This is a genomic window from Marinobacterium ramblicola, from assembly GCF_019084545.1.
GTDB lineage: Bacteria > Pseudomonadota > Gammaproteobacteria > Pseudomonadales > Balneatricaceae > Marinobacterium_D > Marinobacterium_D ramblicola.
The window spans coordinates 16,743-38,126 of record NZ_JAHREP010000037.1; the positions used below are offsets into that span (position 1 = coordinate 16,743).

The window sequence follows — 21,384 nt, forward strand, 5'->3', positions numbered from 1 at the left end:
TGGAATACGGATATCGATGACGTGACGCACGGCTGTCGGTTTAACGAGATCGCGTCTGGCACTGATTCCCGCAACCGCTGTATAGTGCGGCTATCTTGTATATATAAGCGGGCCGCATTATCCCGCAATCAGTCAGCAATGTCTTGTATGGAGTCGTCATGGATTTCGAAATCGTCAATGGTCCGATTGAAGCACTGGAAACGGATTGCGTCGTAGTCGGCGTCGAGGCAGAGGGCAAGCTTGCGCCCTCCGCCGGCGCAGTGGACAAGGCCGCTTCGGGCTATATTCAGGAGTTGATCGAAAGCGGCGACATCACCGGTAAGGCGGGCGAGCAGCAGATGCTGTTCAAGGTACCCGGCATCAAGGCCAAGCGTGTGCTCGTGCTGGGCCTGGGCAAGGCGGACGAGCGCAAGGATCGCCACTATCGCAAACTGGTCGGCAGCATCGCCGGCACCCTGAAGAGGGCCGGTGTCGGCAGCGCCGTGGTGGCACTGGACGGACTGGCCAGCGAGCAACAGGACACCTACCGCCAGACCCGACAGCTGGTGGAGTGGGTCTCGGAGGAGCTGTACCAGTACGACATCACCAAGAGCAAGAAAGCGGACCCGATCAAACTGGAGACCCTGTCGATCCTGCTCGGTGAAGAGGAAACCGAACTCGGCGAAGGCGCCCTGCTCGACGGCGCGGCGATCGCCAACGGCGTCTGCAGCGCCCGCGAAGTGGCCAACCTGCCCGGCAACATCTGCACCCCGAGCTACCTGGCCGAGCGCGCCATCGGTCTGGCCGAAACCTTCGAATGCATCAGTGTCGAGATCCTCGATGAAGCACAGATGGAGGAGCTGGGCATGGGCGCCCTGCTCTCCGTCGGTCGCGGCAGCGCCCAGCCCTCGCGGCTGATCGTGATGCATTACAAGGGCGCGGACGAGAGCGAGAAGCCCCACGCCCTGGTCGGCAAGGGGATCACCTTCGACACCGGTGGTATCAGTCTCAAACCCGGTGCCGAGATGGACGAGATGAAGTTCGACATGGGCGGCGCCGCCAGCGTGCTCGGCACCATGGAGGCGCTGGCCGAGATGCAGCTGCCGCTGAACGTGGTCGGCGTCATCGCGGCGGCCGAGAACATGCCCGGCAGCAAGGCCACCAAGCCCGGCGACATCGTCACCACCCTGTCCGGCCAGACCGTGGAGATCCTCAACACCGATGCCGAGGGACGTCTGGTACTGTGCGACGCGCTGACCTATGTCGGCCGCTTCCAGCCGCAGAGCGTGATCGACATCGCCACCCTGACCGGCGCCTGCATCATCGCTCTGGGCCACCAGGCCTCAGGCCTGCTCAGCAACAACGACGAGCTGGCCGATGCGCTGCTCGACGCCGGTGAATACGCCGCCGACCGCGCCTGGCAGCTGCCGCTGTGGGACGAGTTCCAGGAACAGCTGGACTCCAACTTTGCCGATATCGCCAACATCGGCGGGCGTCCGGCCGGCACCATCACCGCCGCCTGCTTCCTGGCGCGCTTCACCAAGGAGTATCGCTGGGCACACCTGGATATCGCCGGTGTAGCCTGGAAGAGCGGCAAGGCGAAGGGCGCCACCGGACGCTGCGTACCGCTGCTGAGCCAGTACCTGCTGGATCTGGCAGAACAGAAAGAGAGTGCGGATGAAGGCTGATCCACAAAGATGAGCCGCGCCGACTACTACATTCTCGCCGACGCCGACCCGGACAGCCGCGAACTGTTCCTGTGTCGGCTGTGCGAGAAGATCCTCGGCCTCGGGCTGAGGATCTACATCCATATGCCGAGTGAGGAGGATGCTGCGCGGCTCGATCAGCGGCTGTGGGCCTTCCGCGCCGATGCCTTCGTTCCACACGTTATACTGGGACAAACACCGGCGGCGCCGATCGAGATCGGTCACGGCGAGCAGCGCCCGAACCATCGCGAGGTGTTCATCAACCTTGCGTTATCCTTGCCGGAGGATGCGTTCGAATTTCAGCGTATCGTCGAGATCGTGGTGCAGGAGGACTCGATTCTCGAGGCGACGCGACAGAACTACCAGCGCTGTCGCGATCGGGGTGTGGAGCTGCACCGCAACGATATGCGCTGAAATGTGGTGCCAAGCCGCGGTGTAACAGGAGTTCGCATGAAGCGCACACTGATTCTGCTATCGATCGCCCTGCCGGTGGCTGCCGGCAGCTGGTATTTCACCCGTCCGGACCCTATCACCGTCCCCCTCACCCCAATCGACACTGGCCTGGTCGAAGTGATCGCCGCCAACAGCCGTGCCGGCACCATCCGCGCCTGTGACCGATCTCGGTTGTCGATGCCGCAGGGCGGACGGGTCGATGCGCTGTACGTCGACGAGGGCGAGAGGGTCAAAACCGGTCAGCTGCTGCTGCGCCTGCATGACGACGAACAACAGGCGCTGGTGGCCCAGGCCGATGCCAATCTGAAGGCTGCCCGGCTGGAGCAGACCCGCGCCTGCACACAGGCCGAGTTCAGCCGGCGAGAGCTGAAACGCTCCCAGTCCCTGGCCGAGCGCAACCTGGTCTCTGCCGAACAGCTCGACCGCCTGGCCAACGATGCCCGTCTCTCGGCGATCGGCTGCGAGCAGGCCGGTGTCGCCATAGAGCAGGCCGAGGCCCAGCTGGCGCTGTACAGCGCACAGTTGGACAAGATGCAGCTGCGCGCGCCCTTTGCCGGCATCGTTGCCGAGATCAACGGCGAACCCGGCGAGTACACAACCCCCTCTCCGCCCGGCGTCGCCACGCCACCGGCGGTGGACCTGATCGATGACTCCTGCCTCTACGTGCGCGCTCCGATCGACGAAGTCGAAGCCGCCCAGTTAAAGCCCGGACAGCAGGCGCGGATTACCCTGGACGCCTTCCGGGGCGACCGTTTCAGCGGCACGCTGAAGCGTATCGCGCCCTTCGTCTCCGAACTGGAAAAACAGGCGCGCACCGTCGACGTGGATGTCTACTTCGATCCAATTCCGGAGAGCACCCAGTTACTGGTCGGCTACAGCGCCGATGTAGAGGTGATCATCGAGCGCCATGACAACGTCCTGCGCATCCCTACCGAAGCGCTGCTGGAGGGCAACGCGGTACTGCGTTTCAACCCGGACAGTTCCACCCTGGAGCGGGTGACCGTCGACACCGGCCCCGCCAACTGGAGCTGGACCAGCATCAAGGCCGGTCTGTCGGCGGGCGACCTTATCCTCACCCGGCTGGATATCGACGGCGCCGTCGACGGTGCTGCCGTTACACCACAAACAGCAGCACCACAGTGAGCGCCCCGATGATCCGCCTCGAGCAGCTGTGCAAAACCTACCACCTGGGTGGCGAAAGCGTGCATGCACTCGATCATTTCGACCTGTGCATCGAAGCCGGTGACTATCTGTCCGTCATGGGTCCCTCCGGCTCGGGCAAGTCGACGCTGCTGAACATGCTCGGCCTGCTCGACACGCCGGATAGCGGACGCTACTGGCTGGAAGAGCAGGAGATGGGCGCGCTGAGCGAGGAGCAGCATGCACGGGTGCGCAATCAGCGGATCGGTTTCGTGTTTCAGGCCTACCACCTGATCGACCGTCTCAGCGCCCGCGAGAATATCGAACTGCCGCTGGTCCTGACCGGCGTACCGCCTCGTGAACGCAAACCCCGGGTAGATGAACTGCTCGAACGCCTGGGCCTCGAGCATCACGCCACCCACCACCCTCACCAGCTCTCGGGCGGACAGCGCCAGCGGGTCGCCATCGCCCGCGCGGTGATCCGCCGCCCCGCCCTGCTGCTGGCCGACGAGCCCACCGGCAACCTGGACAGCCACGCCAGTGGTGAAGTGATCTCGCTGCTCGAGGAGCTCAACGGCGAGGGGATCACCCTGCTGGTGGTGACCCACGACCCGGCCATAGGCGGCCGTGCTCGACGCCGGCTGTGGATGCAGGATGGCGCGTTGATCCGCGAAACCGATGGCGACGGCAACACCGTCAACAGCGAATCGGACAGAGCCGATGCGCGTCGCTGACCTGATTCAGTTCAACCTGCACCTGCTGCTGCGGCAGTGGTTCCGCACCCTGATGATCCTGCTCGCCACCGCCGTCGGCGTCGCCGCGGTCCTGCTGCTGACCGGACTCGGTGAAGGGGCACGACGCTTCGTGCTCGACGAATTCTCCCTGCTCGGCCAGGACACCCTGATCATGCTGCCGGGACGCAAGGAGACCACTGGCGGCCTGCCGCCGCTGACCGGCGAGGGCACCCGGGATATCACCCTGGAGGATGTGGCTGCGCTGGAGCGGCTGCCCGAGATCCAGATGGTGGCGCCACTGATCGTCGGCAACGCCCAGGTTTACGTGGGCGGTCGCAACCGCGAAATCCTGACCCTGGGCACCAGCGCACGTTTCTTCGACCTGCGCCAGCTCAGCATGCAGCAGGGGCAGGCGCTACCCCAGGCAACACTGGAGCAGGCGGGATCGGTCTGCGTCATCGGCCCGGAGGTGCGCGAAATCCTGTTCGGCGCCGCCCCGGCGCTCGGTGAGTGGATACGGGTCGGCGACCGTCGCTTCCGCGTCATCGGTATTGTCGAGGATCGCGGCGAGTCGCTGGGGATGGATGTCAGCAACCAGGTCATTATTCCGGTCGCCTCGGCACAGCAGATATTCAATACCCAGGGGATGTTCCGTGTGCTGCTCCAGGTGCGTCCGGGCGCCTCGTTCGACAGTGCCCGCCAGCGCGTACTCGAGCTGATGCAGCAGCGTCACGGCGGCGAGCGCGATGTCACCCTGATCACCCAGGATGCACTGCTCGGAGCCTTCTCCGACATTCTGCATCTGTTGACCCTGTCGGTGGGCGCCATCGCCGCGATCAGCCTGGTGGTGGCCGGTATCCTGATCATGAACATCACCCTGATCAGCGTCAGCCAGCGCACCGCCGAGATTGGTCTGCTCAAGGCGCTCGGCGCCAGCGCCAACCTGGTGCGACTGCTGTTTCTCAGCGAAGCGCTGATGCTGTCGACACTGGGTGCGCTGCTCGGCATCGCCTCGGGTTACGCCCTGCTCTGGCTTGGCCACAGCATCTGGCCCCAGTTTCCGGTATCGGTACCGTTCTGGGCGCTCAGCGGCAGCCTGGTGATCGCGCTCGGCGTCGCCACCCTGTTTGCCTGGCTGCCGGCCAGCCGGGCCGCACACCTGGCACCGGTATTGGCACTGCGCGGCGAGGTGCACGATGCTTAGCCAGGACTATCTACGCCTGACCCTGGGCACGCTGCGCTCGGGCCGCATGCGCAGCGCCCTTACCATCCTCGGCATCGCCATCGGCATTGCGGCGGTGCTGATGCTGACCACCCTCGGCGAGGGGCTGCGCCTCTACGTGCTGGAAAACTTCTCCCAGTTCGGCAGCCGCATCGTCGCCGTAACCCCGGGCAAGGCGCAGACCGGCGGCATGGGCGGCATCCTCTCCAGCACCCGCCCGATCAGCCTGGAAGATGCACAAAGTCTCCGTACGCTGCCCTACGCCATCCATGTAGTGCCGATCGTGCAGGGCGCCGGCGCGATCGAGTACGGTAATCGTGTACGCCACACCGATATCCTCGGCACCGGCCCCGATGCGGCCGCCGCCTGGCAGTTCAACGTGGTACTGGGGCGCTATCTGCCCGACAGCGGCGGTTACTCCCAGCCCTTTGCCGTGCTGGGCCACAAGGTGCGCAATGAGCTGTTTGGCGAAACCAATCCGCTGGGCCGGTTCATCCGCGTCGGCGGCGAGCGCTACCGCGTGGTCGGTGTGATGGAGGAGAAGGGGCAGATGCTCGGTTTCGACCTGGACGATATCGTCTATATCCCCATCGATCGCGCGCTGAGTCTATTCAATCGCGCCGGGCTGATGGAGGTGGATATCACCTACCAGGCGGCGACCACGGCCCAGGCGATGGCGGAGCGGATCCGTGCCCGGCTGATCGCCCGCCACGGCGGCGAGGATTTCACCATCATCACCCAGGACGAGATGCTGTCGAGCCTGGACCGTATCCTCGGCATCCTGACTCTGGCGATCGGTGGTCTGGGCGGCATTTCGTTGCTGGTCGGCGCCATCGGCATCCTCACCATCATGGTGACCACCGTGCGCGAGCGGCGTAGCGAGATCGGCCTGCTTCGGGCGCTCGGCGCCACCTCACGTCAGGTATTGCTGCTGTTTCTGAGTGAGGCACTGCTGCTGGCACTGGCTGGCGGTGTCGCCGGGTTGCTGCTCTCGGCACTCTTCCTCGGCTTGCTGGCGCTGACCATTCCCGCACTGCCGATCCAGATCAGTCCGCTGTTCCTGCTGCTGGCGTTGGGGCTGTCCGCGATCGTCGGCTTGCTGGCAGGCGTATTGCCGGCGCGGCAGGCCGCCAGACTGAATCCGGTTACCGCTTTGCAGAGCGAATAAACGCCTGAAATGCCGAAGCAACGCAGGTGTAAGACGCTCCTAGAAACGTGTCAGTGTTTTTTCCTCCCTACAATGCCCTTCCAGCATGGTCAGCTTTTGCTACAAAACAGGTCCTTTGGACCCTCTGATTGAGACTTTCAGGCTGTAGCAAGGTCGCCGTATGGCCAACAGAATACGCAGCATCGATAGCTACGCGTCGCAATCGGCGCACTGCGAAGCAGATTTCCAATTTGACTCAAGAGAGTAGAGACAGATGCGAATAGGTGTACCAAAAGAGATCGAAGAGGGAGAAAAGCGCGTCGCGCTGACTCCCGAGGTCGCCACCCAGTTGCAGAAGCTCGGTTTCACCCTGGCGATCGAAACCCAGGCAGGTGTGGCCGCCAATTTCTCCGACGAGGAGTACCGCAAGGTCGGCGTCGAGATCGTCGAGGATCCTCGCGATATCTGGCGCGAATCCGACATTATTCTGCACATCCGCCCACCCAAGGAGCACCCGGAGCTGGGTTTCTTCGGCGTCGAGCTGATGAAGCCGGGCCAGACCCTGATCAGCTTCCTCTACCCGGCGATGAACCCGGAGCTGCTGCAGGAACTGGCCAACCACGGCATCACCGCGCTGGCGATGGATTCCGTGCCGCGTATCTCCCGCGCCCAGAAGATGGATGCGCTCAGCTCCATGGCCAACATCGCCGGTTACCGTGCCGTGGTCGAGGCCGCGCAGCACTTCGGCCGCTTCTTCACCGGCCAGATCACCGCCGCCGGCAAGATCCCGCCGGCCAAGGTGCTGGTGATCGGCGCCGGTGTTGCCGGTCTTGCCGCCATCGGCGCGGCCAAGAGCATGGGCGCCATCGTGCGTGCCTTCGACACCCGCCCCGAAGTGAAGGAGCAGGTCGAGAGCATGGACGCCGAGTTCCTGATGCTCGACTTCCCGGAAGATGAAAGCGGCAGCGGCCAGGGCGGCTACGCCAAGACCATGAGCCCCGAGTTCATCAAGGCGGAGATGGACCTGTTCGCGTCCCAGGCCGCCGAGGTGGATATCATCATCACCACCGCGCTGATCCCGGGCAAGCCGGCGCCTGAGCTGATCACCGAGCGCATGGTCGCCAACATGAAGCCGGGCAGCGTCATCGTCGACCTGGCCGCCGAAGCGGGCGGTAACTGCAAGCTGACCGAAGCCAACAAGGTGGTGGTCAAGCACGGCGTCACCCTGATCGGCTACACCAACCTGCCCAGCCGTCTGGCCGCGCAGTCGAGCCAGCTCTACGCCACCAACCTGCGTCACCTGCTGACCGACCTGTGTCCGGAGAAGAACGGCGAGATCGTCGTCAATATGGAGGACGAGGTGATCCGCGGCGCCACCGTGGTCAAGGAGGGCAAGATCACCTGGCCGCCACCGGCACCGCGCATCTCGCTGGCGCCGAAAGAGGATGTCGGCATCAAAGCCAAGGCGCAGCTGGAGAAACCGGAAGCGAAACCGGCGCATCCGCTGGCGTTCCTGGTGCCGCTGGCGCTGGCCGGTCTGGCGCTGTTCGGCCTGGGCTCGGTGGCTCCGCCGGAGTTCATCGGTCACCTGACCGTGTTCGTGCTCTCCTGCTTTATCGGCTACATGGTGATCTGGGGCGTATCGCACTCGCTGCATACGCCGTTGATGAGCGTAACCAATGCCATCAGTAGCATCATCGTCATCGGCGCGTTGATCCAGATCTCCAGCGACAGTCCGCTGGTGGTGATACTGGCGACGCTGGCGGTGTTCATCACCAGTATCAACATTGTCGGCGGCTTCGCCGTCACCCAGCGCATGCTGCGGATGTTCAGGAAATAAGGAGCCGACAATGAATGCAGGCATAATCACAGTTTCATACATCGCCGCCAGCGCGCTGTTCATCATGGCCCTCGGCGGCCTCGCCCATCAGGAGAGCGCCCGCCGCGGCAACTTCTACGGCATGCTCGGCATGGGCCTGGCGCTGCTGGTCACCATCATCGGGCTGGTTACCCAGAACCACTTTGTCCTGATCGTCGGCATCGTCGCCGGCGGCGCCATCGGCTGGTACCTGGCGAAGAAGGTCGAGATGACCCAGATGCCGGAGCTGGTCGCGATCCTGCACAGCCTGGTGGGTCTGGCGGCGGTGTTCGTCGGCTGGGCCAATGCGCTGGAGCATGGTGCGGCCATGAGCAGTGTCGAGCAGGCGATCCACGCCACCGAGACCTATCTCGGCATCCTGATCGGCGCCATGACCTTCTCCGGTTCGGTCTGCGCCTACCTGAAGCTGTCGGCCAAAATCAGCGGCAAGCCGCTGCAACTGCCGGGTAGGCACATTTTCAATTTGTTCCTGTTACTTGCCGCGATCGGGTTCTGCTTCGAATACGTCGCGGCAGCACCCGAGGGTGGTATCGTTTGGCTGGTGCTGATGACCCTGATCGCGCTGGTGTTTGGTGTGCACATGGTGGTCGCCATCGGCGGTGCCGACATGCCGGTGGTGGTGTCGATGCTGAACAGCTACTCCGGCTGGGCCGCGGCGGCGATGGGCTTCATGCTCGGCAACGACCTGCTGATCGTGGTCGGTGCCCTGGTCGGCTCCAGCGGTGCGATCCTCAGCTACATCATGTGCAAGGCGATGAACCGCAAGTTCCTCAACGTCATCCTCGGCGGCTTCGGCAACAAGAGCTCAGGGGGTGCGGGTGCCGCAGGTCCGGCCGGCAGCGAAGCGGATATCAAGCCGATCCAGGCGGACGAAGTGGCCGACATGCTGGCCCACGCCAAAGAGGTGATGATTCTGCCCGGTTACGGTATGGCCGTGGCCCAGGCGCAGCACACGGTGTACGAGATCAGCAAGAAGCTGAAGGACAAAGGTGTCAACGTACGCTTCGGTATCCACCCGGTAGCCGGACGTATGCCAGGACACATGAACGTGCTGCTGGCCGAGGCCAAGGTGCCCTACGATATCGTCTACGAGATGGACGAGATCAACGCCGACTTCCCCAACGTGGATGTCTCCATCGTCATCGGCGCCAACGATATCGTCAACCCGGCCGCCCAGGAGGTACCGGACAGCCCCATCGCCGGTATGCCGGTCCTGGAGCCGTGGAATGGCAAGACCACCATCGTGCTCAAGCGCGGCATGAGCACCGGCTACGCCGGGGTGGACAACCCGCTGTTCTACAAGGACAACACCCGCATGCTGTTCGGCGATGCCAAGGACAGTGTGGATGCGGTGCTGAAACACCTCAGCGAGTAATCGCTCGCGAAACAACAACAGACCGGCAACTGCCGGTCTGTTCTTTTCTACCTGCCATTCAAACCTCCAAGCTCCGTCCGATTGAGCCCTGTCGGGTTGAGCTCCGTCCGATCAATATCCCAACACGGGCAACATCGGGCACTGGAAGTAAGCAGGCGGCCCGCCGTCAAAACTGCCGGATACGATCAACAGATGCCCCAGGCTCTCATGAAAGAGAATATCCTCGTAAGAGGTCAGCACAGGCACCGGATCGTGAGCGGCAAGCCCCTCCTCGGTCCACATCACCGTGTGGGTAAACCAACGCCCGCCGTTGTAGGCAGGATTGCCCGGCGCCGCTTCCGAAACCGGAAACTGAACCGCGTCCGGGTTGTTGATAATCACGTAGAGCGCATCGAAGGATTGCAGATTATTGTCCGTTGGAGCTGGCAGTTCGGTAGTGCCCTTGGTGCCCCAGAGCACGCCATCGCCCCAAAGCGACGGCATGAAGTTGGGCTGCCCTGCCTGAGCAAAGCCCGGCACCAACAGCATCAAGGTGATAAATAGCGAAGAGCAAAATCGGGTTAACATGATCAACCTCCCTGGACGGGACTATCCCGCCCAGCGTTTCGAGTGTGATTGCAGGAAAAACAGCTTTCACACCAGAGATTAATCATTGCCGGTAAAGCATGGATAAAGGCTATGTAAACAAACGGTAAAGGCCGTCATCGTGCAAGCGGTGTCGTACCGTCAGACAAAGGCAACCTGGTCTCTTCGATCGCGGTTGCGGCATGGGGCGCCAGAGGCAGGGTCAGATAGATCTCGGTCTGCCCGTCGCTGACCCGTGCGCCGACCTCTCCGCCCTGCGCCTCGACCAGTTCCTTGACGATCGCCAGACCGATACCGGCAACTCCTTTACCCCGCGCCCGCGAACGGTCGGCGCGAAAGAAGCGCTCAAATACGTAGGGCGCATCGTCGGAGTTAAAGGTTTGCCCGTCATTACATAGGCTGAGCCGCGCAGACTCCTGCTGCCGACACAGCTCAATCCGTAGCCGACCACCTTCACTGGCGTAGTGACCGGCGTTCTCGATCAGGTTGCGCAGTATCTGACGCAGCTTGTCGGGATCGGCATAGACCCGGTCGCCCGCCGCCGCTAGCGCGCACTCGACCCGGATACCACGCGTTTCCAGCAGCGGGCGACCTAGCTCCAACGCCTCCTCGAAAAGGGCGATCAACGACAGCGGCTGCAGGTTGAGGTCGCTGCGGGCGGCGTCGGCCCGGGCCAGATCGAGCAGCGACTCGGCCAGTTTGGTCAGCCGCTGAACCTCATCCAGCAGCATCGACCACACCCCCTCCGAGGGCGCGATGACACCGTCACGCATCGCTTCCAGGTAGCCCTGAATATTACTCAGCGGTGTGCGCAACTCGTGAGCGGCGTCGGCCACCATCTGTTCGCGCTGCTGCTCCAACCGGGCCAGCGCGGCGGTCATCCGATCGAACGCCTGCCCCAGCCGGGCGATCTCGTCCTCCCCCTCCAGCCCGACTCTGGCGCTGTAATCGCCGGCGGCGACGCGCCGGGTCACATCCGCCATCCGCGAGAGCGGGCGCAGTACTCGTCGTGTCAGCAGAAAGCTAAGGACGAGGGAGAGCGCGAGCGCCAGCAGGCTGCCCCAGATCAGATAGTGGTGGATGGAGTCGAGGAACAGGCCGTGGGCATCCTCCGGCGAGATATGGTACTCATCCATCAGCACCATGAAGTAGCTCGCCGCCAGATAGTCGATAGCCAACCAGACTACCAGGATCACCGTGGCGATGATCAGGGCGTTGATCGCAATCAGGCGCCAGAGCAGACGGTTATGCATGACGCTCTCCTAGGCCTGGGGGTTGAACCGGTAACCTATCCCTCGCACCGTTTCGATATAGTGTGGATGCGCGCTGTCGCTTTCGATCTTGCGCCGCAACTTGCCGACATGCACGTCGATCACCCGCTCGACCACCACCTCGCCATGCTGATTGATCTGGTTCAGCAGTGCCGAACGGGAATAGACCCTTCCGGGGTGTGTCATCAGCACCTCCAACAGCCGAAACTCGGTCGGTGTCAGCGCCAACTCACGATCCACCAGCCTGGCCTCATGCGCCTCCCGATCCAGGCTCAACCCGCCCTGGTTCAACCGTGACGCATCAGCCTGTTCGCTGCGCTCCACCCGGCGCAGTATCGCTTTCACCCTCTCCATCAGCTCGCGGGGGCTGAACGGTTTGACCACATAGTCATCGGCGCCGATGGCAAACCCCATCACCCGGTCCACCTCCTCGCCGCGGGCACTCAGCACCAGTACCGGCACCTCGGATTCGGCACGCAGGCGACGGCACACCTCCCAGCCATCCAGGTGCGGCAGCATCAGATCCAGAATCACCAGCCGGGGCTGCTGCGCCAGCGCAACGGCCAAGCCCTGCTCGCCATCGGTGGCGACCAACGCCTGGAACCCCTCATGCTCGAGATAGGTTTTTACCAGGGCAGCAATGTGGCGGTCGTCCTCGATCACCAGCACCGGCCGCTGTTGCGGTGTTGTCATGCGTGCAACCCGCCCACCGGGAGTGGGACATCTTTTTACTCTTGAATAAAAGATTAGGCGCTCCCAACCCAAACGCAAAAGCCCCTGTATCAAGCCGACGCGGATACCGCTAAGGTAAAGGGGTAAACACGCCTATGGACCCGTTGAATGCAAACAGAACAGCCTGTTATCCCCTCCCTGCCGATGCCCGATTGGACACAACTGCAGGCAATACCGATACAAGAGTGCGGCGAGCACCTACAGCCCGCCAGCCTGTGCCGGGAGTGGCTGACCTGGCCCGCCTATTTCCAGCAGCGAATATCCGGTGCCGTGCCCGAGTGTCACCTGCGTCTGGGAGTATTCGACCGCCTGCTCGAGGCCGCTCGTGCGCTGCCGGACGGGGTACAGCTGGTGGTACTGGATGGCTGGCGTCCGTTCAGTGTGCAGCAGTATCTGTACGATACCCTGCTCAACCTGATGCAACATGCCAATCCCGAACTCACGGAAGAGCAGCTGGTACTGCGCGCCCGTGAGCTGGTCTCGCCGCCGAGCACCGATAGCGAGTCACCCAGCCCCCACCTGACCGGTGGCGCTGTAGATGTCTGCCTGGCCGACAGCGACGGCCGCCTGATCGACATGGGCACCCGGTTCGATGAGGCCAGTCCGTTGTCGTTTACCGCGGCGCTGGAAGCGGAGGATGCCGACCATTCGATGCAGGCGTTGCCGGCCCGCCACCACCGCCGCATACTCTACCGGGCGATGACCTCCGCCGGCTTCAGCAACCTGCCCTCCGAGTGGTGGCACTACGACTTCGGCGACCAGCTCTGGGCCTGGTACAGCGGCGAACCCGGCGCGCGCTACGGCGCCACTCATATGCCCTCGCTGGAGCATCTGTGGCAGCAGCAGTTGACGCCGCGCTGATCCGTCACCACGCCCTGTAACCGGGCGGTCCGAGCCTGTATAATGTCCGGTTTTCGAATCGCCCTGCGCGCCTTCACCGCAGGCGCAATCACGCTGCCGGATTTCAAGACATGACAGACCGCATGGACAAGACCTACCAGCCCAACGAGATCGAACAGAACTGGTACAAGACGTGGGAAGAGCGTAACTACTTCGCCCCCTCGGGCAGTGGCGATGCCTACAGCATCATGATCCCGCCGCCCAACGTCACCGGCAGCCTGCACATGGGCCACGCCTTCCAGCACACCATCATGGACGCGCTGATCCGCTACCGCCGCATGCAGGGCAAAAACACCCTGTGGCAGGTCGGCACCGACCACGCCGGTATCGCCACCCAGATGGTGGTCGAGCGCAAACTGGCCGCCGAAACCGGCGAGAGCCGCTACGACCTCGGTCGCGACGCCTTCATCGAAAAAGTCTGGGAATGGAAAGAACAGTCCGGCGGTACCATCACCGGGCAGATGCGTCGCCTGGGCAACTCGGTGGACTGGCCCACCGAACGCTTCACCATGGACTCCGGCTTCTACCACGCCGTGCAGGAGGTGTTCATCCGCCTGCACGACGAGGGGCTGATCTACCGCGGCAAGCGCCTGGTCAACTGGGATCCGAAACTGCACACCGCGATCTCCGACCTGGAAGTGGAGAACCGCGAGGTCAAGGGCAAGATGTGGTACCTGCGCTACCCGCTGGCCGATGGCGTCAAGACCAAGGACGGCCTGGACTACATCGTGGTCGGCACCACCCGTCCGGAAACCATGCTTGGCGATACCGGCGTGGCGGTCAACCCGGAGGATGAGCGCTACGACAACCTGGTCGGCACGTTCGTCGAGCTGCCGCTGGTCGGTCGTCGCATCCCGATCGTCGCCGACGAGTACGCCAACATGGAGAAGGGCACCGGCTGCGTAAAGATCACCCCGGCCCACGACTTCAACGACTACCAGGTGGGCAAGCGCCAACAGCTGCCGCTGGTCAACGTGCTGACGCTGAACGCCGATATCCGCGAAGAGGCGCAGGTGTTCAACTTCGACGGCAGCGTCAATGCCGATCTCGACCCGACCCTGCCTGAGCAATACCGCGGCCTGGAGCGTTTCGAGGCCCGTCGTCAGATCGTCGCCGCATTCGAAGAGGCAGGTCTCTTGGTCAAGATCGAAGAGAACGCGATGACCGTGCCCTACGGCGACCGTGGCGGCGTAGTGATCGAACCGATGCTGACCGACCAGTGGTTCTGCGATGCCAAGACCCTGGCCAAGCCCGCCATCGAGGCGGTCGAGAACGGCGATATCAAGTTCGTGCCCAAGCAGTACGAGAACATGTACTTCGCCTGGATGCGCGATATCCAGGACTGGTGTATCTCCCGCCAGCTCTGGTGGGGACACCGCATCCCGGCGTTCTACGACAACGCCGGCAACGTCTACGTCGCCAACTCGGCGGAAGCGGCACGCGAGAAGTACGGTCTGGACCTGGAGCTGGAACTGCGCCAGGACGACGACGTGCTCGACACCTGGTTCAGCTCGGCGCTGTGGACCTTCGGCACCCTGGGCTGGCCGGAAGACACCGAACGCCTGCGCACCTTCCACCCCACCGATACCCTGGTCACCGGCTTCGACATCATCTTCTTCTGGGTCGCACGCATGATCATGATGACCCTGCACTTCATGAAGGATGAAGACGGCAAGCCGCAGGTACCGTTCAAGACCGTCTACGTCACCGGCCTGATCCGCGACGAGAGCGGCGACAAGATGTCCAAGTCCAAGGGCAACGTACTCGACCCGCTGGACATGATCGACGGCATCGGCCTGCCCGAGCTGCTGGAGAAGCGCTGCGGTAACATGATGCAGCCGCAACTGGCGGAGAAGATCGGCAAGCGTACCGAAAAGCAGTTCCCGGAGGGGATCTCCGCCCACGGTACCGATGCGCTGCGCTTCACGCTGGCGGCGCTGGCCTCCACCGGTCGCGACATCAACTGGGACATGAAGCGCCTGGAGGGCTACCGCAACTTCTGCAACAAGATCTGGAACGCCGCCCGCTATGTGCTGACCAACACCGAGGGCCAGGACTGCGGCCAGCACAACGAAGAGGTGCTGCTGACCCTGGCCGACCGCTGGATCATCAGCGCGCTGCAGCGCACCGAGGAGACGGTGATCCGTCACCTGGACGAGTACCGTTTCGACCTGGCCGCCCAATCGCTGTACGACTTCATCTGGAACCAGTACTGCGACTGGTACCTGGAGCTGTCCAAGCCGGTGCTCTGGGATACCTCCGAGGGTGAAACCGCCGAGGAGAAGGAGCGCCTGGCCGCCCTGCGTCGTGGTACCCGCGGCACCCTAGTGCGGGTACTGGAGGCGATCCTGCGCCTGGCCCACCCGATGATGCCGTTCATCACCGAGGAGATCTGGCAGCAGATCAAGGGCCTGGCCGGCAAGGAGGGCGACACCATCATGCTGCAGCGCTACCCGCAGCCGGTGGCCGAGCTGATCGACGAGGCCGCCGAGGCCGATGTGGAGTGGCTGCAGGAGGTGATCGTCAGCATCCGCAACATCCGCGGCGAGATGAACATCGGCCCGGGCAAGGAGCTGGAGGTACTGATCCACAACGGCAGCGACGAGGATTTCCGCCGCCTGCGCGAAAGCTACATCTCCCTGACCAAGCTGGCCAAACTGAGCGAGATCAAGTGGCTGGAGCCGGACGATAAAGCCCCAATGGCGGTGACCAAGCTGGTCGGCAAAATGGAAGTGCTGGTACCGATGGCCGGTCTGATCGACAAGGACGCGGAACTGGCCCGCCTGCAGAAGGAGCTGGACCGCCTGACCGGCGAGATCAAGCGCGTCGAGGGCAAGCTGGCCAACGAGAAGTTCGTCGCCAACGCCCCGGAAGAGGTGGTCGCCAAAGAGCGCGAGAAGATCACCGCCGCGCAGGAGTCGTTCGAAACGCTGAAGGAGCAGTACGCCAAGATCGAGGCGCTCTGATAGCTTGAGTTAAGGAGGGGGCCGCGGCCCCCTTCAATATAGGATATCCGAGTTCCTTTCAGATCATTGGATGATCTAGAATTCAGGCAGAAGTCAGGGATGGGGTTAAAGTATGAAAGAACTGATCGGCGTAGGCATATACAGCATTCCAGAGGCTGCCGCTCTTACCGGTATCGAATCCCGTAAGATCAGGCGCTGGCTATTCGACGGTCCAAAGCAGCCAGGAACGCTAGTCGGCGCCAATGCGTTGTGGACACCCGAGCTGGCAGATGCCGACGTTGGCGACAACATCAGCTTCCATGACCTTCTGGAAGTGCGCTTTGTCGATGCCTTTAGACAGCACGGCGTCAGTCTGCAGTCCATCAGAGCTGCCGCGGCCCATGCAAAAGAGTTTTTTGCCTCTCCCTACCCCTTTACCTGCCAGAAATTCCTGACTGATGGCCGGTCTATCTTTGCCGACACGCTAGAAGAGACCGGCGATGAAAGTTTGATGGATTTGGTCAAAAAACAATATGTATTTAAACAGATAGTGTCGCACTCGCTCTATGCGGGTATTGAATACAACGACAACCAACTGGCGGCTCGTTGGTTTCCGATTCCTCGATCCAGAAAGGTGGTGTTAGATCCCAGCCGAGCATTTGGAAAGCCAATCCTGCACGATTACGGAATAACAACTGAAGCGCTATACTCAAGCTGGCAGGCCGAGGATAGCAGCATTAAACGCGTTTCCGACTTGTTTGAGATACCAAAGGACTTGGTAGAAGCTGCAATAAACTTCGAGCAAAGGATTGCTGCTAATGAAGTTCTTCATTGACCACAATCTCCCCCCTCGCCTTGCCCGCGCAATCAACGAACTCTGCGGGGAAGACCACCTCGTTATCCACTTAAAAGAGCGATTTGACCAATCCACACCCGATGTGGAGTGGATCCGTACTCTAGCTTCAGAAGGCGGGTGGATCGTAATTACGCAGGACCGTCTAAAAAAGGCCGACCATGAAAAAGAAGCGATACGTCGAAGCGGACTGATTCTTTTCAATCTTGATAAGCAGTGGGCAAAAGCCGAATTCTGGGATAAGTCACATCGTTTAGTACAATGGTGGCCCTACATTATCGAACAAGCCGAACGCATAAGCGGAGGAGCGGCATTCCGGGTTCGGTGGAGAATGGGAGGCAAAGCCACCTTCGAGCAATCGAAGCTTTAACGCCCAACTACTAACCAATAGAGTTGGCCTCTTCTCAGTTTCGAGTCCTACCGAAATTGAGCGAAAAAATATGTAAACCTAATGCAGGGTAGGATACCCAGCAAGTTGAAGCCCGCCCCGTAAACTAAGGCGGGCTTTTTCGTTACTGCGGCTTATACGGCAGGTTAGCCAGCGCTACCGGCATCAACCCTTGGGGGCGAAACCGAAGTTCTCGGTCACGTAGTCGATATCCTTGTCACCGCGTCCGGACAGGTTGATCAGAATCGTCTGTCCCGGGTTTTCCCGGCCGTGCTTCATCGCCCAGGCCACCGCATGGGCACTCTCCAGCGCCGGGATGATCCCCTCCATACGCGACAGCTTGTAGAACGCATCCAGCGTCTCGTCATCGCTGATTGCGTGGTAGTTCACCTTGCCCTCGGTCTTGAGGAAGGAGTGCTCGGGACCGACGCCCGGATAGTCGAGGCCGGAAGCGATGGAGTGCACCGGCGCCGGGTTGCCCTCGTCGTCGGTCAGCAGCAAGCATTTGAAGCCGTGGATCATCCCTGGCTTGCCGAAGGTCATGGTGGCCGAGTGCTCGCCAAGTTTGGTGCCCTTGCCCAACGGCTCGACACCGTTGAGGCTGACCCCCTCATCATCGAGGAAGGCACTGAACAGCCCCATGGCGTTGGAGCCACCACCGACACAGGCACCGACCTGGTCCGGCAGCTCACCGACCATCTCCAGGAACTGATCCCGCGCCTCGAAGCCGATCACCGACTGGAAATCTCGTACCATCAGCGGGAAGGGATGCGGCCCGACAACGGATCCGATGGCGAACAGCGCCGTCTCCGCCTGCCCCAGATAGGACTGGAACGCGGAGTCCACCGCCTCCTTCAGGCTGCGGCCGCCGAAACCGACCGGCACCACCTCGGCACCGAGCAGCTTCATGCGGGTGACGTTGGGCGACTCCTTGGCGATATCGATCTCACCCATATGGATCTCGCACTCCATGCCGAAATAGGCTGCCGCGGTAGCCAGTGCCACGCCGTGCTGCCCGGCGCCGGTCTCGGCGATCAGCTTGGTCTTGCCCATATGCTTGGCCAGCAACGCTTCCGCCATGCAGTGGTTCAGCTTATGCGCGCCGGAGTGGTTCAGGTCCTCGCGCTTGAGGTAGATATGCGCGCCCACTTCACGGCTCAGGTTGTGCGCGTAGTAGACCGGCGTCGGCCGCCCCTGGTAGTGCTTGCGGATGTAACGCAGTTCATTGAGGAAATCAGCGGAGCGTCCCAGGGTCAGGTAAGCGCGGTTGATCTCGGCAAATTGGGACTCAAGCTGAGGCGGCAAAAATGCACCACCGAACTCGCCGAAATAACCTTCGTTGTTTGGATATTGCTTTAGATAACCCATATGCACCGCCCTGTTATTTGATACACAAAAATCGACTAACACGATAATTTCAAATCACGTTAGACACAACCGAGACATAGGTCCTGAACCGATAACAGCCTGTCTCAGGTCAACGGACACAAAAAAGGAGCCTCCGCTCCTTTTAAAGTGGACACGAAACCCCGTCAGAAGAAGTTACGCCCCGCACGAACATGGTCCCGGAACGCGTCCGGCACCCGGTACAGGGCACCGAGTTCGCGACAAGCGTCCACCCGCTCGGCGAAGCCTGCGGCGCCATATTGGTCGATATAGCGCAGCGCTCCGCCGCGAAACTTCGGGAACCCCAGCCCCAGGATCAGCCCCATATCGACCTCGGCGGCGGTGTCCACCACCCCCTCGCTAAGACAGAGATAGGATTCGAGACAGAGCGGGATCATCATCCGGTCGACGATCTCCTGGTCACTGATCTCAATGACGCGGGACACCTTGTCATCGATCAGTTGCAACGCCCGCTGATCGGCCCGCTTGCTCCGTGCCCCGCCACTGTAGTCATAGAAACCACGACCGTTCTTCTGCCCCAACGCACCCTGCTCCAGCAACCACTCGATGATCGGTTTATCGTCGTGCCCCATCCGCTCAGGGTAACCCGCCTGCAGTACCCGGTCGGCGTGGACCATGGTGTCCAGGCCGATCACGTCGGCCAGGTAGGCCGGTCCCATCGGCCAGCCGAACACCTCCATCACCCGGTCGATACGCTGAAAATCGACACCGTCGTGTAACAGGCGGTTGAAGGCGTTGAAATAGGGGAAAAGCACACGATTGACCAGGAAGCCCGGGCAGTCGTTGACCAGGATCGGGATCTTACCCAGGCTCAGCGCGTAGCTCAGTGTCGAGGCGATCGCCTCATCACCGCTCTGCTCGCCGCGGATCACCTCCACCAGCGGCATCAGCGGCACCGGGTTGAAGAAGTGCATACCGCAAAAACGCTCCGGCCGCTGCAATCCCTTGGCCAGGCCAGAGATGGAGATGGTGGAGGTGTTGCTGGTCAGGATCGCGGATTCCGGCAGCACCGCTTCGCTCTCCTTGAGTACCGCCGACTTGATCGCCTCGTTCTCGACCACCGCCTCGACCACCAGGCCGACCTCGCCCAGCGGCGCGTAGTCCAGCGTGGTCGTGATCCTCTCAAGGCAGACCCGCTCCTGCTCGACGCTGAGGCGCCCTTTTTCCACCTGCTTGGCCATCAAACCAGCCGCCGTGGACAGACCGAGATCCAGCGCCTCCTGGCGGATATCCTTGAGCACCACCGACGTACCACTCATGGCCGACTGGTAAGCGATACCGCCGCCCATGATTCCCGCGCCGAGTACCGCCGCCTTGGCAACCGGTGTAACACTGCCCCGCGGCTGTTTGGCGCGCTGACGTACCTGCTGCTCATTGATGAACAGCCCGACCAGACTGGCCGCCTCCGGCGAGCCTGCCAGCGTCGCGAAGCAGTGGCGCTCACGCTCCAGTGCCTGCTCGAAGTCAAGACCTGCATGCTCCAGCAGCAGTGCAATCATCCGGCGCGGTGCAGGGTAGTGGGGGTTCAGATAGCTGGAAAAACGAGCCATGAAGGTTTCGCTTTGCTCATCGATCGCCGGATCCTGGGCACTCAGAGCCGTCTTCTTCCTTGTCCGCGCGGTACGCCAGTCGATCTCCCCCGCCACCAGGCGTTGAAGATGTGCAAGCGCGGCGCTGTGCAACTCTGACTCAGCGACCTGGGACGCAGCGATGCCTAGCTCGACGGCACGTTTCGCGTTCACCGGTTTGCCGGACAACATCATCTCCAGCGCCGGTACCGAGCCGATCAGGCGACTCATACGTACCGTGCCGCCCCAACCCGGACAGAGCCCCAAGTTCACTTCGGGAAAACCGACCCGGGCGGAGTCGCCCAGCACGCGGGCATCGGCAGCCAATGCCAGCTCCAACCCGCCACCCAACGCCAGACCGCTGACTGCGGCTACGCTTGGGAAGGGCAGGTTCTCGATACGGCAAAAGAGCCTGTGTGTCCGCTCAAGCCAAGGCATCAACCCCTCGGGTTGACCAGCGAAGCGCTCGGGAAACTCGAACACGTCAGCCCCCACGACGAAAGCGGCCTTCGCGCTGCTGATCAGCAATCCCTGCACACCCCCTGCCGACTCGAGCAGCTCGACGACAGCCTCAAGCTCTTCCAGCGTTGCCTGGTTAAGTGAATTGACCGAGCTACCCTGACGATCGAGTACCAGTTCGACCAGTCCAACTGCATCGGCCACAGGGCTCAGGCTCAGGGTATTACCGCTGTACATCTATGCATCCTCATCATTTTAATTGGCCCTGTCGGCCATCAGGTTTACCCCCGGCTATCATATGGAACCGGCTCATATATCAAGCCCGCTTACATATTCGGCCTGCTACATATTGGGATAGTTCGGCCCGCCGCCACCCTCCGGTACCACCCAGGTGATGTTCTGTGCCGGGTCCTTGATATCGCAGGTTTTGCAGTGCACGCAGTTCTGCGCGTTGATCTGAAAGCGCGGACCCTCGGCATCCTCCACTACCTCATACACCCCGGCCGGGCAGTAGCGCTGGGCAGGTTCGGCGAATCGGGGCAGGTTCTGCGCGATCGGGATGCTCGGATCCTTCAACTGCAGATGGCTGGGCTGGTCCTCCTCGTGGTTGGTGTTGGACAGGAACACCGAGGAGAGCTTGT

The 21,384-nt window shown here is 62.1% G+C and carries 18 protein-coding genes; 12 read left to right on the forward strand and 6 right to left on the reverse strand.

Annotated elements, in window-relative coordinates:
- Positions 1 to 158: 158 nt before the first annotated feature.
- The 8 genes from KQ940_RS21030 (at position 159) to KQ940_RS21065 (ending at position 9,635) form a co-directional block, all read left to right on the forward strand.
- On the forward strand, positions 159 to 1,667 hold the full coding sequence (locus tag KQ940_RS21030) for a leucyl aminopeptidase (protein ID WP_217416612.1): 1,509 nt from the start codon (positions 159 to 161) through the stop codon (positions 1,665 to 1,667).
- Between the two features lie 9 nt (positions 1,668 to 1,676).
- A complete protein-coding gene (locus KQ940_RS21035) occupies positions 1,677 to 2,099 on the forward strand; it encodes a DNA polymerase III subunit chi (protein WP_217416613.1) in 423 nt (140 codons plus the stop codon).
- Positions 2,100 to 2,135: 36 nt separating this feature from the next.
- The gene (locus tag KQ940_RS21040) at positions 2,136 to 3,281 is read left to right on the forward strand and encodes an efflux RND transporter periplasmic adaptor subunit (protein ID WP_217416614.1); all 1,146 of its coding nucleotides are present in this window, start codon (positions 2,136 to 2,138) and stop codon (positions 3,279 to 3,281) included.
- An 8-nt stretch (positions 3,282 to 3,289) separates the two neighbouring features.
- The gene (locus tag KQ940_RS21045) at positions 3,290 to 4,012 is read left to right on the forward strand and encodes an ABC transporter ATP-binding protein (protein WP_217416615.1); all 723 of its coding nucleotides are present in this window, start codon (positions 3,290 to 3,292) and stop codon (positions 4,010 to 4,012) included.
- On the forward strand, positions 3,999 to 5,216 hold the full coding sequence (locus KQ940_RS21050; protein WP_217416616.1) for an ABC transporter permease: 1,218 nt from the start codon (positions 3,999 to 4,001) through the stop codon (positions 5,214 to 5,216). The genes KQ940_RS21045 and KQ940_RS21050 overlap by 14 nt, the downstream gene beginning before the upstream one ends.
- Positions 5,209 to 6,402, forward strand: coding sequence for an ABC transporter permease (locus KQ940_RS21055; protein WP_217416617.1), 1,194 nt, complete (start codon positions 5,209 to 5,211; stop codon positions 6,400 to 6,402). Before KQ940_RS21050 ends, KQ940_RS21055 begins: the two co-directional genes overlap by 8 nt.
- Positions 6,403 to 6,655: 253 nt before the next feature.
- Positions 6,656 to 8,221: a Re/Si-specific NAD(P)(+) transhydrogenase subunit alpha gene (locus tag KQ940_RS21060; RefSeq protein WP_217416618.1), complete on the forward strand. Its 1,566-nt coding sequence runs from the start codon at positions 6,656 to 6,658 to the stop codon at positions 8,219 to 8,221.
- A 10-nt stretch (positions 8,222 to 8,231) separates the two neighbouring features.
- A complete protein-coding gene (locus KQ940_RS21065) occupies positions 8,232 to 9,635 on the forward strand; it encodes an NAD(P)(+) transhydrogenase (Re/Si-specific) subunit beta (protein ID WP_217416619.1) in 1,404 nt (467 codons plus the stop codon).
- Between the two features lie 111 nt (positions 9,636 to 9,746).
- Here KQ940_RS21065 and KQ940_RS21070 read toward each other — a convergent pair whose 3' ends face one another.
- The 3 genes from KQ940_RS21070 to KQ940_RS21080 form a co-directional block, all read right to left on the reverse strand.
- Complete coding sequence (locus tag KQ940_RS21070; RefSeq protein WP_217416620.1) at positions 9,747 to 10,202, reverse strand: hypothetical protein; 456 nt, start codon at positions 10,200 to 10,202, stop codon at positions 9,747 to 9,749.
- 134 nt (positions 10,203 to 10,336) lie between these two features.
- Entirely contained in the window at positions 10,337 to 11,473 is a 1,137-nt protein-coding gene (locus KQ940_RS21075) for a sensor histidine kinase (RefSeq protein ID WP_217416621.1), read from the reverse strand.
- Positions 11,474 to 11,482: 9 nt separating this feature from the next.
- Entirely contained in the window at positions 11,483 to 12,184 is a 702-nt protein-coding gene (locus KQ940_RS21080; protein WP_217416622.1) for a response regulator, read from the reverse strand.
- Between the two features lie 147 nt (positions 12,185 to 12,331).
- On the opposite strand from KQ940_RS21080, the gene KQ940_RS21085 reads away from it, so the two are divergent.
- The 4 genes from KQ940_RS21085 (at position 12,332) to KQ940_RS21100 (ending at position 17,291) form a co-directional block, all read left to right on the forward strand.
- On the forward strand, positions 12,332 to 13,084 hold the full coding sequence (locus tag KQ940_RS21085; protein ID WP_217416623.1) for a M15 family metallopeptidase: 753 nt from the start codon (positions 12,332 to 12,334) through the stop codon (positions 13,082 to 13,084).
- A gap of 122 nt (positions 13,085 to 13,206) precedes the next feature.
- Positions 13,207 to 16,089: a valine--tRNA ligase gene (locus KQ940_RS21090; protein WP_217416630.1), complete on the forward strand. Its 2,883-nt coding sequence runs from the start codon at positions 13,207 to 13,209 to the stop codon at positions 16,087 to 16,089.
- Between the two features lie 112 nt (positions 16,090 to 16,201).
- A complete protein-coding gene (locus tag KQ940_RS21095; RefSeq protein WP_217416624.1) occupies positions 16,202 to 16,903 on the forward strand; it encodes a MerR family transcriptional regulator in 702 nt (233 codons plus the stop codon).
- Positions 16,887 to 17,291, forward strand: coding sequence for a DUF5615 family PIN-like protein (locus tag KQ940_RS21100; protein WP_217416625.1), 405 nt, complete (start codon positions 16,887 to 16,889; stop codon positions 17,289 to 17,291). The genes KQ940_RS21095 and KQ940_RS21100 overlap by 17 nt, the downstream gene beginning before the upstream one ends.
- A 183-nt stretch (positions 17,292 to 17,474) precedes the next feature.
- Here KQ940_RS21100 and trpB read toward each other — a convergent pair whose 3' ends face one another.
- From trpB to KQ940_RS21115, 3 genes are all read right to left on the reverse strand, one after another.
- Entirely contained in the window at positions 17,475 to 18,677 is a 1,203-nt protein-coding gene (gene trpB / locus KQ940_RS21105; RefSeq protein WP_217416626.1) for a tryptophan synthase subunit beta, read from the reverse strand.
- Between the two features lie 164 nt (positions 18,678 to 18,841).
- Positions 18,842 to 20,980, reverse strand: coding sequence for a fatty acid oxidation complex subunit alpha FadB (fadB, locus tag KQ940_RS21110; RefSeq protein ID WP_217416627.1), 2,139 nt, complete (start codon positions 20,978 to 20,980; stop codon positions 18,842 to 18,844).
- 105 nt (positions 20,981 to 21,085) lie between these two features.
- The coding region (locus KQ940_RS21115; RefSeq protein WP_217416628.1) for a 4Fe-4S dicluster domain-containing protein at positions 21,086 to 21,384 on the reverse strand (299 nt) is incomplete at its 5' end.